Annotated in this window: 10 protein-coding genes; 2 read left to right on the forward strand and 8 right to left on the reverse strand. The window is 72.2% G+C overall.

The window, feature by feature from the left end; translation table 11 throughout:
* Positions 1–722 precede the first annotated feature (722 nt).
* The 3 genes from KZ829_RS37110 to KZ829_RS37120 form a co-directional block, all read right to left on the reverse strand.
* The gene (locus KZ829_RS37110) at positions 723–3,242 is read right to left on the reverse strand and encodes a DNA gyrase/topoisomerase IV subunit A (protein WP_220148511.1); all 2,520 of its coding nucleotides are present in this window, start codon (positions 3,240–3,242) and stop codon (positions 723–725) included.
* A 14-nt stretch (positions 3,243–3,256) separates the two neighbouring features.
* Entirely contained in the window at positions 3,257–5,338 is a 2,082-nt protein-coding gene (locus KZ829_RS37115; protein WP_220148512.1) for a DNA gyrase/topoisomerase IV subunit B, read from the reverse strand.
* Between the two features lie 112 nt (positions 5,339–5,450).
* Positions 5,451–6,059, reverse strand: coding sequence for an adenylate/guanylate cyclase domain-containing protein (locus KZ829_RS37120; protein WP_220148513.1), 609 nt, complete (start codon positions 6,057–6,059; stop codon positions 5,451–5,453).
* A 174-nt stretch (positions 6,060–6,233) separates the two neighbouring features.
* Between KZ829_RS37120 and KZ829_RS37125 the strand changes: the two genes are divergently transcribed.
* Together KZ829_RS37125 and KZ829_RS37130 are read left to right on the forward strand one after the other, a co-directional pair.
* A complete protein-coding gene (locus KZ829_RS37125) occupies positions 6,234–9,044 on the forward strand; it encodes an ATP-binding protein (protein ID WP_220148514.1) in 2,811 nt (936 codons plus the stop codon).
* A 175-nt stretch (positions 9,045–9,219) separates the two neighbouring features.
* Positions 9,220–9,990 carry a DUF5995 family protein gene (locus tag KZ829_RS37130; protein ID WP_220148515.1) on the forward strand — a complete coding sequence of 257 codons (771 nt, stop codon included), beginning with the start codon at positions 9,220–9,222 and terminating at the stop codon, positions 9,988–9,990.
* An 81-nt stretch (positions 9,991–10,071) separates the two neighbouring features.
* Here the strand turns inward: KZ829_RS37130 and KZ829_RS37135 are convergent, their stop codons facing one another.
* From KZ829_RS37135 to KZ829_RS44730, 5 genes are all read right to left on the reverse strand, one after another.
* Entirely contained in the window at positions 10,072–10,581 is a 510-nt protein-coding gene (locus tag KZ829_RS37135; RefSeq protein ID WP_220148516.1) for a hypothetical protein, read from the reverse strand.
* A gap of 35 nt (positions 10,582–10,616) precedes the next feature.
* Entirely contained in the window at positions 10,617–12,101 is a 1,485-nt protein-coding gene (locus tag KZ829_RS37140) for a HAMP domain-containing sensor histidine kinase (RefSeq protein ID WP_220148517.1), read from the reverse strand.
* Positions 12,094–12,792, reverse strand: coding sequence for a response regulator transcription factor (locus KZ829_RS37145; protein WP_246636909.1), 699 nt, complete (start codon positions 12,790–12,792; stop codon positions 12,094–12,096). The genes KZ829_RS37140 and KZ829_RS37145 overlap by 8 nt, the downstream gene beginning before the upstream one ends.
* Positions 12,793–13,128: 336 nt before the next feature.
* Complete coding sequence (locus KZ829_RS37150) at positions 13,129–13,776, reverse strand: response regulator (RefSeq protein WP_220148519.1); 648 nt, start codon at positions 13,774–13,776, stop codon at positions 13,129–13,131.
* The gene (locus tag KZ829_RS44730) at positions 13,773–15,785 is read right to left on the reverse strand and encodes a sensor histidine kinase (protein WP_220148520.1); all 2,013 of its coding nucleotides are present in this window, start codon (positions 15,783–15,785) and stop codon (positions 13,773–13,775) included. Before KZ829_RS44730 ends, KZ829_RS37150 begins: the two co-directional genes overlap by 4 nt.
* Between the last annotated feature and the right edge of the window lie 71 nt (positions 15,786–15,856).

A 15,856-nucleotide genomic window follows, 5' to 3' on the forward strand; every position in this document is an offset into this window, starting at 1 on the left:
GCCCGCGCCCACCCTCGTGTCCGCCCTCGCGTCCGCCCGCGCCCACCCTCGCGCGTTCTCGCCCCGCGCTCACCAGCGCCCCAAGCTCGATCTTGGACGCTTTCCCACCCTCTCAAGTGGTCGAGTTCCCAAGATCGCGCTTGGCGGGTTGGCGACTCTCGCGAAGCCACGCCACCGCCCCGCGATCTTGGATCTTTGGCCACCTCTCGCGGTGGCAAAACGTCCAAGATCGCGGCCGACGAAGTGGCGATGCCCCGGCTCAAAACGCCGAGGTGGAACGTCCGGACGGTGACCGCCGATCTCAGCCCGCCGGCCGCGCCGCAGGCGCAACCACCCACTCACCTCGCGCGGCTCGGCGGAACGGCGTAGCCCTACGGAACGCTCCCGCCCGTACCGCTGAAGGGTTTGCGGAAAAGCCCGGCCAGGCAAGGTTCGGGGGCGGGGGTGGCCAACGAAGGTATCAAGCCTGACGGCCTTCGTCGGCCACCCCCGCCCCCGAACCGTCCCAGCCGGAAGCGAAGTCGGCGCCCGCCCCGACGGGCTCTGCCGATGGAAGGACCGACCCCGCCCCAGCGGCCCCCGTCAGACGCAAAGCCGACGGTCCCAGCCGAATGCAAGAGCTGGCCGTCCCGGCCGGGAGCATGAGCTGGCCTCCGCCCCGAACCGTCCTGGCCGGAACGCTCCCGGAGCGGCGCACCGGACGGTTCGGAGGGGGAAGACGATCAGTCGCGCTCGATCAGGTGGCCGATGATCTGCGGACCCATGATGACCGCGACCCCGGACCCGTCCCGGCGCGCGTCCGGTTCGGGGAGTTCCACCGGATCGCCGGTGTTGCTGGCGCCGACCGGACGCGGGCCCACCCAGGCGACCGAGAGCCGCGACTCGCCCTTGAGGAAGCGCTGCACCCGCACCCCACCGGTGGCCCGGCCCTTGGCCGGGTAGGAGGCGAACGGCGACACCTTCACCTGGGTGCCCGTGGACGTGACGACCATCGGCGCACCGTGGGTGTCGTCCGTCGTGGACACCGCGTTGAAGGAGATCACCTCGGCGTCGGCGCCGACGTTGACGCCTGCCATGCCGCCGCCCTTGAGGCCCTGTGGCCGGACCAGCTTGGCCGGGAAGCGCAGCAGGTTCGCGTCGGAGGTGACGAAGACGAGCGCCTCGCCCCCGTCGGTGAGCCAGGTGGCCTGGAGGACTTCGTCGCCCTCCTTGAGGGTGATCACCTCGAACTCGTCGGACCGCACCGGCCACTCCGGGGCGCACACCTTGACGATGCCCATTCTCGTGCCCATGGCGATGCCCGGCGAGCCCTCGGCCGTGAGCGGCGCGAGACCGACCACCCGTTCGCCCTGGTGCAGGGGGACGACTTCGGATGCGGACATGCCGCCGCGCAGCGAGACCGTCCCCGATTGTTCGGGCAGGACGGGCAGCGGCAGCACGTCGGTCTTGAACGCCCGCCCCCGGTTGGTGATCAGCAGGACGCGCCCGCGGGCCGTCGAATGGATGACGGCGCGGACCGCGTCGTGTTTGACCCGGCCGCTGCGGCTGTGGGCCTCGGTGGATTCCTCGCTCTCCGCCGCGGTCCGGGCGATGAGCCCGGAGGCGGAGAGGATGACCTGGCAGGGGTCGTCGGCGACCTCGAGCGGGCCGGCCGGCACCGAGGCGGCGAGGACCTCCTTGAGGTCACCGTCGATGAGGGTGGTGCGCCGGGCCGCGCCGAACTCCTTGGCGACGGCGGCCAGTTCGTCGGAGACGACCTTCTTCAGCACGGTCTCGTCGTCGAGGATGCGGCTGAGTTCGGCGATCTCGTTGCGCAGCCGGTCCTGTTCGGCTTCCAGCTCGATCCGGTCGAACCGGGTGAGCCGCCGCAGCGGGGTGTCGAGGATGTAGGTGGCCTGGATGTCGGAGAGCCCGAACTCGCTCATCAGACCGGCCTTTGCAGCGGCCGCGTCGTCGCTGGCCCGGATGAGCGCGACGACCCGGTCGATGTCGATGAGCGCGATGAGCAGACCGTCGACGAGGTGCAGCCGGTCCTCGCGCTTGGTGCGCCGGAACAGGGTGCGGCGGGTCACCACGTCGTAGCGGTGCTGGACGAAGACCTCGAGAAGAGCCTTCAACCCGAGCGTACGAGGTTGCCCGTCGACGAGGACCAGGTTGTTGATGCCGAACGAACTCTCCAGCGGGGTGAGCCGGTAGAGGTCGGCGAGCAGGGCCTGCGGGTTGACGCCGACCTTGCACTCGATGACCAGGCGGGTGCCGTGCTCGCGGTCGGTGAGGTCCTTGACGTCGGCGATGCCGGCGAGCCGGGCGGCCTGACGCTGGCCACGCCGCGGGCCGGAGGTGATGACCTTGCCCTTCACCTCGTCGGTGATCGCCTCGATGATCTTCTCGGCGCCGACGCCGTAGGGCAGTTCGGTGACGGTGATGGCCTGCCGGCCCCGGCCGCCCTCGAGCGGGCCGGTCTCGGCACGGGCCCGGAGGCGCACGACGCCGCGGCCGGTCTCGTACGCCCGGCGCACCTCGTCGAGGCCGAGCAGCTGGCCACCGGTCGGCAGGTCGGGGCCGGGAACGTAGCGCATCAGCTCGTCGAGGCCGGCCCCGGGCTTGCGGATCAGGAGCCGGGCGGCGGCCACGACCTCGCCCAGGTTGTGCGGGATCATGTTGGTCGCCATCCCGACGGCGATCCCGGACGTGCCGTTGACCAGCAGGTTCGGGAAGGCGGCGGGGAGCACCTTGGGCTCCTGCTCGGAGCCGTCGTAGGTGGGCTTGAAGTCGACGGTGCCCTCGCCGAGTTCGCCGACCAGCAGCATGGCCTCGCGGGACATGCGGGCTTCGGTGTACCGCGCGGCGGCCGGGCCGTCGTCGGGTGAGCCGAAGTTGCCGTGGCCGTCGATGAGCGGCGTGTTGAGCGAGAAGTCCTGGGCGAGGCGGACCAGGGCGTCGTAGATCGCGACGTCGCCGTGCGGGTGGTACTTACCCATGACGTCGCCGACCACGCGGGCCGATTTCACATACGGCCGGTCGGGGCGCTGGCCCTGCTCGGACATGGACCAGAGGATCCGCCGGTGGACCGGCTTGAGACCGTCCCGCGCGTCGGGCAGGGCCCGGGAGTGGATGACCGAGTACGCGTACTCCAGGTAGGAGTCCTCCACCTCGGTGACCAGCGGGTTGTCGATGATCCGGGCGCCGGCCTGGTCGAACGCTGACAGGTCGACGCGCTTGTCGGTTTTGCGGCGTGCCATGGGTAGCGGGCCTCTCAGGCGTCGATCGTCTCTTGGTCGATCCGGCCGGCGGCCTCGATCAACCAGTTCTTCCGGGGCTCGACCCGTTCACCCATCAGCAGTTCGAGGGTGGCTTCGGCTCGTTCGGCGTCCTCGATGGTGATCCGCCGGACGGTCCGCTCGGCGGGGTTCATCGTGGTGTCCCACAGCTCGTCTGCGTCCATCTCGCCGAGGCCCTTGAACCGGGGCACCGGCTTCTGCACCTGGCGGCCGGAGCGCTCGATGCGGGTGACGGTGCTCTCCATCTCCTGCTGGGTGTAGGTGTAGAGGGTCTCCGAGTTGCGGCCCTTGGTGACCACCTTGTGCAGCGGCGGCATGGCGGCGAAGAGCCGGCCGTGCTCGATGACGGGCCGCATGTACTTGGCGAACAGGGTGATCAGCAGGGTCCGGATGTGCGAGCCGTCGACATCCGCGTCGGCCATGATCATGACGCGGCCGTAGCGCATCTGGCCGATGTCGAAGGTGCGGCCCGAGCCGGCGCCGAGCACCTGCACGATGGCCGAGCACTCGGCGTTGTCGAGGACCTGCTGGAGGCTGGCCTTCTGGACATTCAGAATCTTGCCGCGGATCGGCAGCAGGGCCTGGTACTCCGAGCTACGGGCCATCCGGGCGGTGCCGAGGGCCGAGTCACCCTCCACGATGAACAGCTCGGAGCGGTCGATGCCGATGGCCCGGCAGTCGACCAGCTTGGCCGGCATCGACGCGCCCTCCAGGGCGGTCTTGCGGCGGGCCGCGTCCTTCTGCTGCTTCTGGGTGAGCCGGACGCGAGCCGCGTCCACCACCTTCTGCAGGACGGTCCGGGCCTCGGTCTTGGTGCGCCGCCCGTCGATCCACTCTTTGAGGTACGCCTCGACGAGCCCCTGCATGACCCGGGTGACCCCGGCCGTGGACAGCTCGTCCTTGGTCTGCGAGGTGAACTGCGGCTCCGGCACCCGCACGTGGATGACCGCGGTCATGCCCTCCAGGAAGTCGTCCAGGACGGGCGGCTCCTCCTTGGGCTTGAGCAGCGCGCGGGCGTTGCGGACGGCCTCGGTGAGGGCCCGCACCAGGGCCCGCTCGAAGCCCTTGCGGTGGGTGCCGCCGTGCACGTTGCGGATGGTGTTGGTGAAGCACTCGACGGTGCGCTCGTAGCCGGTGCCCCAGCGGAAGGCGACCTCGATCTGGGCGGTTCGGACGACATTGGACTGCATCACGCCGTTGGCGTCGGCGGCGTTCTCCTTGTACGTCCCCTCGCCGGTGACCATGAGGACACCGGAGACCGGCTTGTCCGCGGCCGGGGTGAGGAACTCCACCATGTCGGCCAGGCCGTTCGGGTAGTGGAACGTCTCGGTGGCCGGCTCCTCGGCGGTCGCGTCGAAGAGCGTGTACTGGACGCCGGGGACCAGGAACGCGGTGTTGCGCAGTTTGGTCCGCACGTTGTCGACGTCGAGGCGGGCGCCGGTCTCGAAGTAACGGGCGTCGTACCAGTACCTGATCGAGGTGCCGCCGGGCTCGCCCCGCTTCATCCGGCGGACCACGCGCAGGCCGGGCTCGCGGGTGAACGACGCGTTCGGGCCCGGGCCGTCGAAGACGCCGGGGACGCCGCGCTGGAACGAGATCTCGTGGACCTTGCCGTCCCGCTTCACGGTGACGTCGAAGCGGTGTGACAGGGCGTTGACCGCCGAGGCGCCGACGCCGTGCAGGCCGCCGGAGGTCTTGTAGCCGGAGCCGCCGAACTTGCCGCCGGCGTGCAGCCGGGTGAGCACCAGCTCGACGCCGCTCAGGCCGGACTTGGCGTGCACGTCGGTCGGGATGCCGCGGCCGTCGTCGTCGACCTGCACCGAGCCGTCGGCGTGCAGGATCACCGCGATCGTGGTCGCGTGCCCGGCGACACCCTCGTCGGTGCAGTTGTCGATGATCTCGTTGGCCAGGTGGTTGATGCCCCGGCTGTCGGTGGAGCCGATGTACATGCCTGGGCGTTTCCGGACAGCGTCCAGCCCTTCCAGGTGCGTGAGGTCGTCAGCCCCATACAAGGTCTCTGGCTGTGCGGTCACGAGGCGGCACTCCCGATCGGCCATGGGTGGTCAAGACGGCGCGAGCCTACCCGGCGCCTCCGACACTTCTGCCCCAGGCGAGGCAGGTCTAGACCATGCCGTAGCCAAAATCGGGGTAAATGACCACAAAAGTGGTCTACGACACGACGGCCAACGGCGCGGCCTGCGGCTGCAACGCTCGCCAGAGGTCCAGCGGGTAGGACTTGCCCGGAACCGACACCGGCGGCAGTTCCTGGTAGGCGATGAGCTCGTCGGTCACCTCCCGGGTGGCCGAGCAGACCACCACGGTGCCGTGCGGCGCGTACGCCTGCAGCCGGGCCGCCGTGCTCACCACGCTGCCGCTGATCATCCCGTAGCCGCCGTCGAACGCCGCCATCGGGTCGACGATCACCTCCCCGGTGGCCAGCCCCACCCGGGTACGGACCGGGAACCTGCCGGCCAGGAGTCGCCCCCTCAACGTCTCCTGGACCGACAGGCCCGCTCGTACCGCGGAGGCCGCCGCCTCGGGCCCGAAGCCGTCCTCCGCGGCGCCGAACACCGCCATCACCGCGTCACCCACGTACTTCTCGACGATGCCGCCGCACTCGCGGACCACCTCGGACACGACCGAGAAGTAGTCACGTTGCAGCGCCCGCACCTCCGCGCAGTCCAGCCGGTCCACCAGAGCGGTGAAGCCGACGATGTCGATGAACAGCACGGTCACGTCCTGGCGCCGCTCCTGTACGGCGGTAGTGATGGTGGTCATGTCTCACGCTCCCCCAGATCACTGCGTTGACCGGGAGTACGGTGCCAGCCCTGGACAAGACGCGGATCCGCAGAACTACCTATCTCTGCAGCATCGATTTCCGTCGTTTTTGTGACGCAGAACAGTCCGAACCGACGACAACGTGATAGGCCGATACGGATTAGGCTGCCGGGCATGGCCAGACAGGGGGACGACGGGCCGCTTGTCGGGCGCACCGGCACGCTGGCCGACATCCAGTCCTACCTGCGCGACGTCGGTCCCGGCGGGACAGCCGCGGTGTTCGTGACCGGGGAGAGCGGCATCGGCAAGAGCCGCCTGCTCCGGGAGACCGCCGACGCCTTGCGCGGGACGGGCTTCGCGGTGCTCTTCGGCACATGTCTCGACATCGGGGACGCGTCGCCGCTGCACCCGGTGCTGCAAGCGTTGCGCCGGCACGACGGCAGCGGCCCGGCCGCGGCCGCCGACGACGCCGGCGCGCTACTCGACCGGGTCTCGCGCGACCTGCGCCGGATCGCCGGCGACCAGCAGCTGCTGCTCGTGCTCGACGATCTCCAGTGGGCCGACCGCAGCACCCGGCAGTTGCTGCTCTACCTGCTCGCCGGTCTCGGTGACGTCCGGGTCTCGGTGCTCGCCGCGATCCGGGCCGAGGCGCTGCACGGCACCCACCCGCTGCGCCGGGTGCTGGCCGAGCTGCGCCGCCTGCGGTCGGTGCGGGTGGTCGACCTGGCCCCGCTCAACCAGAGCCAGACCCACGAGCTGGTGTCCGCGATCGTCGGCGGCACGGTCGCCGTGGAGGACGCGGAGCGGGTCTTCAAGCGCAGCGGCGGCAACCCGTTCGTCGTCGAGGAGCTGGCCCGTGACCTGCGTGACGGCCGGGTCGAGCTGTCCGACACGCTGCGCGAGATCTTCCTGTCCAGGGTGGACGAGCTGCCGCCGCACGCGCACACCGTGGTGCACGCCATCGCGGCCGGTGTGGAGCCGGTGGAGCACGCCGTGCTGGCCGGGGTGGTGCCGCTGCCCGAGGACCAGCTGATCGAGGCGATCCGGGCCGCCGTGACGCACCGGTTCGTGGCCCGTGACGGCGACGGCTACAAGCTGCGGCACCGGCTGGTCGCCGAGGTGCTGGAGCAGGAGGTGCTGCCGGCCGAGGCGGCGTCGCTGCACCGGCGGTACGCGGAGGCCCTGGAGTCGATCGACGGCGAACCGGACAACGCCCGCCTGGCCTACCACTGGCAGCGGGCCGGCGAACCGGGCCGGGCGCTGCCCGCCGTGGTCGCCGCCGCCCGCACCGCCGAGAGCATGTACGGCTTCGCCGAGGCGCACCGCTACTGGACGATCGCGCTGCAGCTCACCGACGAGGCCGACCGCCGCCGCACCGAGTTGCTGGCCAACGCCGCCGAGTCGGCCCACCAGTGCGGCGAGCACCTGCTGGCGCTGGCCCGGCTGGAGGAGCTGGCCGGCCGTCCGGACGCCCCCGGTCAGGCCGGGGTGCACCTGCGGCGGGCCCGCTACCTGGCGGCCGCCGGGCGCTCGGCGACCGCTGAGACGGAGTACCACCGCGCTCTCGAGGCACCCGACTGCACCCCACGCCAGCGTGCCTCGGCCGCGGCCTACCTGGCCGAGCTGCTGCTGCACCTGGGCCGGTACGCGGACGCCAACCAGCACGCCCGCGAGGCCCTGGAGCTGGCCGCGGTGAACGGGGCGACCGCCGACCTGGTCCGGGCGAGCGCCGCGCTCGGCTTCAGCGCGGCCTTCCGCGAGGATCCGGACGCCGGACTGGCCGTCATCCGGCACGGTGTGGAGATCGCCGAGCGGTCCGGGCACCCGGACGACCTGGGGGTGGCCTACCTGCACCTCGCCGAGCTGCTGGCCGGCCCGCTGAACAGCGTCGAGGAGGGGGTCCTGGTGGCCCGCCGCGGCGCGGAGAAGCTCTCCTCGCTCGGTGTCGGCCGGACCTACCAGACGAGGCTACTGGCGATCGCCGCGAATGGACTGTTCAGAAGCGGACAGTGGGCCGAGGCGGACGCGGTGCTGGACTCCGCGATGCGCAACCGCCCGTCCGGTGCCGACGCTGTCGAGCTGCTGCTGGCCCGGTGCCGGCTCTGGGTCGGTTTCGGCGAGCTGGACAACGCCCGCCGCAACCTGGACGCGGCGGCGACCCTGCTGGCCGGCGGCGGCGCCCGGCACGTGCTGCCGATGCTGACCCTGCGGGCCGGCATGGCGATCTGGCTGGGCGAACACGGCGACGCCCGGGCCGCGGTGCAGCGTGGGCTGACCGAGTCCCGCTCCGACGACCTGGTCCTGCTCGCGGTGCTGGCCTGGCACGGGCTACGGGCCGAGGCGGAGGCGCACGTGGCCGGCCAGCCGGTCGACGCGGGTGCGGTCCGGCGGCTGCGAACGGTGATGGATCGCCTAGTCAAGGGGGTGGTCGACGCGCCGCCTGCGGTCCGGGCGGTGGTCGACGGCTACCTCGACCTGTGCACCGCCGAGCTGAGCCGGGTGGAGGACCGCCACGATCCGGAGCCGTGGGCACGGGCGGCGGCGGTCTGGGACCGGCGCCAGCAGCCCTACCCGGCGGCCTATTCGCGCCTGCGGCACGCCGAGGCGTCGTTGCAGCGCCGGGTCCGGCGGGCGACGGCGATCTCCGGGCTCCGCCAGGCCTACGGGACAGCGACCGCGATGGGTGCCCGGCCACTCGCGAGCGAGATCGTGGGGGTGGCCCAGCGGTTCCGGGTCACGCTCGCCGACGACGCGGAGACGGTGCCGATGGCGGTGCCCGAGCAGCCCGCCGACGAGCTGTCCTCGCTGACCGGCCGGGAGCGTGAGGTTCTGGCCGCGGTGGCCGAGGGCTTGACTAACCGGGAGATCGGTGAGTTGCTCTTCATCAGCGAGCGCACCGTGGGCGTGCACCTCGGGCACATCTTCGACAAACTGCAGGTGCGGACCCGGGTCCAGGCAAGTCGTGTCTTTCTGACAGCAGCCTGACCAGGCAATCGTTATCTCGCCGTGACTTACGTACGCGGAATACGTAGTTCTACCGATCCGATCGGCGGACCCCCGGTGGAAGTGTGAGTCGCACGGGGGAGCACCGCCCGGCGACCAGCTTCGCCGGGCGGTGCTGGGGGCCCTCCGCTGTACTGCATCATTCACGGAGGAACCGATGACCCAGCCCATCTGGGGCCCCGTTCAGCAGGAGATGTCCGACATCCTGCAACGGCACCCCGACGACGTGCCCGGAGTGGTGGACCAGCTAGCGAAAATGCAAGAGGTCCTGTGCCAGGTACCGCCGTTGCTCCACAGCAACCCGCTGGCCGACTTCAACAAGCTCTACCTCACGATCACCGAGAACGTGCTCGAGCGTCTCTACGCCGGCAAGTTCAAGGACCCGGCGTTCCTGGCCCGCCTCGACGTCGAGTTCGCGGCGCGCTATTTCGACGCGCTCCGTTACTGGACCGAAGGCAGCCCGGCCTGTCCGGGTGTGTGGGCCGGCCTGTTCTGCCGGGTGCCGGGGCCGGATGCCCGCCCGCTCCCGTCAGCGGTCGCCGGCGTCAACGCGCACATCAATTTCGATCTGCCGTTCGCGCTGGTCACCACCTTCGACCACCTGGGCAGCGATCCGGTGGACGGCAGCGACCAGCACCACGACTACCTCCAGGTCAACGACATCTTCGCCGAGGAGATCCCGGGTCTGCGCCGCGGTTACCTCGATCGCTGGCAGGTGCTCATCGACACGATGAACGGCGACCTCGACGACTGGTGGCAGGGCGAGATGGTGGAATACACCCGCAATGTCGCCTGGCGCAACGCTCAGAAGATCTGGGCTCTGCGCCACGACATGATCGAGCTCGACAAGGAGCGGCGGCGGCTCGACAAGACCGCCACCGGTCTCGGCAAGCTCCTCCTGTCGCCCTTCGGCGAATTCCTGCAGTAATCACCCCAGGACTCGGCCGCGCGGGGGGCGTGGCCGGGTCGGGGACCGTCGGCTGAGGCCGGCCCAAGGGGCGGGCCGGTCTCAGCCGACGATGATCAGACGGGCCGCGGTGGCAGAGCCGTCGCGGACCCCGCCCACGCCGACCGTCGCGCCCACGGTCACGGCATCGCGCTCGGTCTTCTCCCGCTTCACCCGGTCGACCACACGCAACGGGTCACCGAAGGTCCACGAGCCCTCGAACCCGTCGGACGACTTCACGGTGAACCGGTCAGCCTCCACCGCGGTGACCTCGCCGCGCTGGACCACGATCGTGCGTGTGCCGCCGTCACGTGTCTCCACCACCACCTCGCCGTGCAGCGCGTTCTTCCGCAGCAGCTTGCGGACGGCGTGCGGCCGCACCTTGCCGGGCGCGGTGGACGGGCCGTCGGCGAGCACCTCGGTGAAGCCGACCTCCTGGAGAGCCACCACCTCGGCGGCCGTGTCCACATCGGGTGTGCCCACATCAGGCGTGTCCACATCGGGGCTGCCACAGCCGGTCAGGACCAGGGCCAGTGCGATGCCCGCCATCAGGATCTTCGGGGTACGAGTCATGCCCACGATCCTGGGCCGGCCGCGATCGAGCCGTGTCAGCCCATTGTTCGGGAACGGTAAAGCTCCACGGTGAACATGGCGCCACCCTCCGGGGCGTGCCCCGCCGTGATCCGCCCACCGAGCCGGGTCACGAGACGGGCCGCCAGCGCCAGCCCGAGCCCGCTGCCCACCTCACGCACACCCCGGTAGCGCCGGTTCAGCTCGCCCCGCTCGAACGCGACGGCCAGATCGCCGTCGGTGAACCCGGGCCCGCCGTCACGGACCTCGACGATCCCGCCGCTCAGCCGGCCGGAGGCCGGCACGAGCCGACCCTCCTGATCGCGAACCTCCCCGGGCCGGCCCTCCCGATCGCGAACCTCCCCGAACCGGCCCTCGCCGTCGGCGGCCGGCCGGGCCGCCAGGATCAGCGGCGCGCCCGCCGGGACCACCCGCAACGCGTTCTCGCAGAGGCCGTCGAGCACCTGCCGGATCCGCCCGGCGTCGGTGTGGACGACGACCGGGCCGTCCGGCGCCTCGACGGTCAGCGACGGACCGTCAGGGCCGCAGCGGGCCGCCCATGCCCGCCCCGCGTCGCGGACCAGCTCCGCGAGGTCCACCTCGGTCACGTCGAGCGGCAGGTCCGCGGCCTCCAGGCGGGAGAGCACCAGCAGGTCGGAGATCAGCCGGTCCAGCCGCTGGGCCTCGCCGAGCATGGTGGCGCCCGCGCCGGCCGTGTCGTCGCCGGTGATCACGCGATCGGCGAGCGCCTCCGCGTATCCCCGGATGGTGGCCAGCGGGGTGCGCAGCTCGTGCGACACCGACAGCAGGAAGTCACGCTCCCGGCCCTCGCTGGTCTGGAGGGCGGCGGCGAGCTGGTTGAACGCGTCGGCGAGCCGGGCCGCCTCGGACGGGCCGGCCCGGGAGATCCGCACCGAACGGTCCCCCGAGGACAGGCGGGTGGCGGCGGCCGCGGCCCGCGCGATCGGCCGGGTCACGAAGCGGGCCAGCACCGTGCCGGCGAGGACCCCGCCGGCCAGGCCGATGACCAGCGCCACCCAGACCCCGCCGAGCACCCGGGCGGCCAGGTTGGTGGCGACCTTACGGGTCAGCACGACGCCGCCGGCCCGGCCGGGCAGCGGCCGGGCCGCGACGAACGACAGTCGCCCGGAGACCTGGCCGCGGATGTCGAGGGTCTCGCCCGCGGCCACCCGCCGCACCACCCGTGGCGGAAGCCCGGCACGGTCGGCGCGGCCGTTGCGGACCAGGTAGATCTCGACGCCCTCGGCGCGCAGCCGGTCGACGATCCGGGCCCGGACGGCGGGGCGCTCGTCGGTGAGCAACTCGACCGCGAGCACGGTCTGGTTCATCAACTCGGTGCGGACCTGGGTGTTCACCGACCGGATCGCGATCGGCACCGCCACCATCGTGGTCGCGATCACCGAGACGAGCGCGGTGGCGGTGGTGACGAGGACGGCGCGGCCGGCCAGCGTGCCGAAGAACCGTCGCACGGCGGGGCCCCACGCCCGAGGTGGTTCACGCATCGGCGGTATACCCCACCCCGCGGACCGTCCGGATCAGGGCGGCGGCCGGGCCCAGCTTGGCGCGGACCTGCGCCACGTGCACGTCGACCGTCCGGGTGCCGGCGTGCGAGGCGTAACCCCAGACGGCGGCCAGCAGCTCCTCCCGGGTGAAGACCCGGCCGGGCCGGCCCACCAGATGCGCGAGCAGGTCGAACTCGGTCGCCGTGAGGGTCAGCGACCGCCCCTGGAGCGCGGCGGTCCGGCGGCCGGGATCCAGGGTGAGCGGGCCCAGGCTGCGCACCCGCTCCGCCCCGGCCGGTCCGGCCGCGCGCCGCAGCAGCGCCTTGACCCGGGTGACCAGCTCGCGTGGGCTGAACGGTTTGGTGACGTAGTCGTCGCCGCCCAGCTCCAGCCCGAGGATGCGGTCGACCTCGTCGTCCCGCGCGGTCAGGAAGATCACCGGGGTCCAGTCGTCGGCGGCTCGCAGGCGGCGGCAGATCTCGGTGCCGTCCATGCCGGGCAGGGCGATGTCCAGAATGCACACGACCGGGCGCAACCGCCGGGCGGCGAGCAGGCCGGCCGCGCCGTCGTGCTCGACCTGCACCCCGAAGCCCTCCCGGCTCAGGTAGAGCCGGACCAGGTCGGCGATCGGCCGCTCGTCCTCGACCACGAGGACCAGCCCCCTGCCCACCGCGCCCGTCACGGCACCCATCATGCCGCGCGGCGGGGCGCGGAAACGTACGAGGAAGGTAAGACCCGACCGGGTGATGTGTGTGTTCCGCTCGTCTTGTGCGACATCTGGCGGCCGTGGTCGCCCTGACCTGCACCCGGGCATTTGTGGAAACGCTCCCAAAAACGTCGTGGAAGCGCTTTCTTCCCGTGCTATAAAGGCGACAGCGGCGGGGCGCCTCGAGCGTGGACGCCGCGTGCCCAGCGCCGTTGCGCCCGTCGGCAGCTCCCGCCCCGAGCCGGGCGAGGCGTCGCACACGGGGGGATGCCTCGCCCACCATCGTCACCGGGCCGCCCGCGAAATCGCGGGCGGCCCGCGTCAGCGGCCCAGGCCCACCTCACGCGCCCGCAGGATGGCCTCGGTCCGGTCGGCGACCTGGAGTTTCGCGAAGACGTTGGAGACGTTGTTGCGGACCGTCTTCGGTGACAGGTAGAGCGCGGCCGCGATCTGCGCGTTGCTGCGGCCCGCCGCCAGCAGCTCGAAGATCTCCCGCTCCCGGGCGGTCAGCTGCGGGAACGCGTCGGTCGGCTGCGGCGGCCCGGCGGCGAAGAACTCGGCGATCCGCTGGGCCAGGGTGGCACCGAAGATCGCACCGCCGGCCGCCACCGTGCTGATGGCTCGGACGATCTCCTCCTGCTCGGCGCCCTTGACCAGATAGCCGCGGGCGCCGGCCCGGATCGCCGCGAAGACCGTGCCGTCGTCCTCGGACATGGTCAGCACCACGACGCCGACCCCGGGCGCGTCCACCGCCAGGCGGCGGGTGGCCTCCACCCCGTTGAGCCGGGGCATCTGCACGTCCATCACCACGACGTCCGGCAGCAGCCGGGCCGCGGCCGCGACCGCCTCCACCCCGTCCGCCGCCGTGCCCACCACCTCGAGGCCGTCGACCGACGTCAGCAGCATGGCCAGGCCGTCACGGAAGATCGGGTGATCGTCGGCCACCAGAACCCGGATCGGTTCGGTCATGTCAGCACTCCCAGGGGCAGGCGGGCGCGGACCACCGTGCCGCGGCCGCCGGGGCACTCTATCCGGCAGTCGCCGCCCAGCTCAGCGGCCCGTTCCCGGAGCGAGACGAGACCGACGCCGCTCGGCGTGCCGGCCGCGATGCCGACGCCGTCGTCGATGATCTCGACGGTCAGGTCACCGCCGGCCACGTCCAGCCTGACCCGGCAGGAGGCGGCCGAGGCGTGCCGGGCCACATTGGCCAGTGCCTCCGAGGCGATCCGGTACGCCGCCACCTCCACCGCCGCGGGCAACTGCTCGAGATCGTCGCCGCCGTCGACCGTCACGGTGAGACCGGGCACCCGAACCCGGGCCGCCTGCTGCCGTACCGCGCCGAGCAGGCCCACGTCGTCGAGCGCGGGCGGCCGCAGATCGTGGACCAGCCGCCGTACGTCGGCGACCGCTGCCGTGGCATCCTCCCGCGCCTGTCTCAGCAGCCGGTCGGCCTCCTCGGGCCGGCGGGCAGCGAGGTTGCGGGCGGTGTCGATGCGCAGCGCCACCCCGCCCAGCGTGGGGCCGAGCCCGTCGTGCAGGTCACGGCGCAGCCGGCGGCGCTCCTCCTCACGGGCCGCGACGATCAGTTCCCGGCCACGCTGCAACTCGCCGACCAGGTGGGCGTTGCGGGCGGCGACCGCGGCCTGCCGGACCATGTCGGCGAGCAGCCGTTCGTCGCGCTGGGACAGCGACACCCGGGGTCCCGCGGCGGGCAGGACCACCCGGCCCACGGTCTCCCCCCGGTACGTGATGGGCAGGCTGGTGGTGCGCCCGGCCGGCTCGCCCTGGGTGGCCACCACCTTCTCGCCGCCGGGCCGGTCCACCTCGACGACGACGTACGGCGACCGGAACGCCTCGGCCACCGCCCGCGCCACGGCGAGCAGTTCGTCCTCCGGCGAGACGGACCGTTCCAGCTGTTCGGCAAGCCCCGCCACCACCCGGTACGGGTCGTCGCGCCGCCCCAGGACCAGCCGCCGCACCAGCAGCCACAGCCGGTGCCGCAGCGGCCCGTACCCGGCGGTGACCAGCAGGACCGCGACCACCGCGGCGTCGCGTTCCGGCAGGCTCTGCCCGAGGAACAGCCCGGTGGCGCCGAGCACGCACGCGTCCACGGCCAGGACGGTGACGGCCATCGCGGCGTACAGGACGGTGCCGCCGAGCAGCCGGTCGACGTCGAGCAGGGTGGGCCGGGCGATCGCCACCACGACGGCCGCGCCGGTCAGGCCGACGGCCGGGGCCAGCGCCACCGACGACAACTCGGGCACCACCAGCACCGAGACGACCACCAGCAGGTCGATGATCGCGGCCCAGAGCAGCCAGCGCATCCGCAACCGGTCGTAGCCGTCCGCCTGCCGGAACCGCCGCACCACCACCGCGACCGGCACGATCATGCCGAGCGGGATGGCCAGGAACGACACCTGGAAGATCGCCACCCACCAGCCGTCCGGCAGCGGGATCGAGGTGGGGTCGAGGTTCAGCCCGGCGAACTCGGCCGGCATCGGCTCGCCGGCCCGCTGCTGGGCCGCGGCGGCCGGGATGACCAGGGAGAGCAGCGGCATCAGGCAGGACGCGACGAGGCTCAGATAGGCGGCGATCCGCCACCGGCCGCCGGGCAGCCGCCCGGCCGGATAGATCAGCAGCAGCAGCGGCAGCCAGATCAGCAGGGCCGCGCCGAGCCGCTGGTAGATCCAGAACGCGGCGGAGGCGCCGGGCAGGTCGTTCCAGGTGGCGTAGGCCAGCCAGGTGCCGGCCGCCGCGTCCAGGCACCAGTGGATCCCGGAGAGGCAGAGCAGCCAGGCGATCGGGTGCCGGGGCAGGCGGCGCAGCAGCAGCGCGCCGGGCACGGCCAGGCCCAGACCGGCGATCCCGGCGGTCCACGCCACCTCGGTGACGATCCGCTCCCGGTGCTCCGACGGCACCTGGAGATCGAGCAGCGAGGCCGCGATCAGGGAGCCGGCCGATACGGCGACCACCGCCACGGCCGCGGGCGTTCATCACCCTCCCGGCGATGGGGATCTTCGGCGTGACGGTCGGCCGCTTCGTCGGCGCC

The organism is Actinoplanes hulinensis (assembly GCF_019429605.1).
In the GTDB taxonomy this organism is placed as follows: domain Bacteria; phylum Actinomycetota; class Actinomycetes; order Mycobacteriales; family Micromonosporaceae; genus Actinoplanes; species Actinoplanes campanulatus.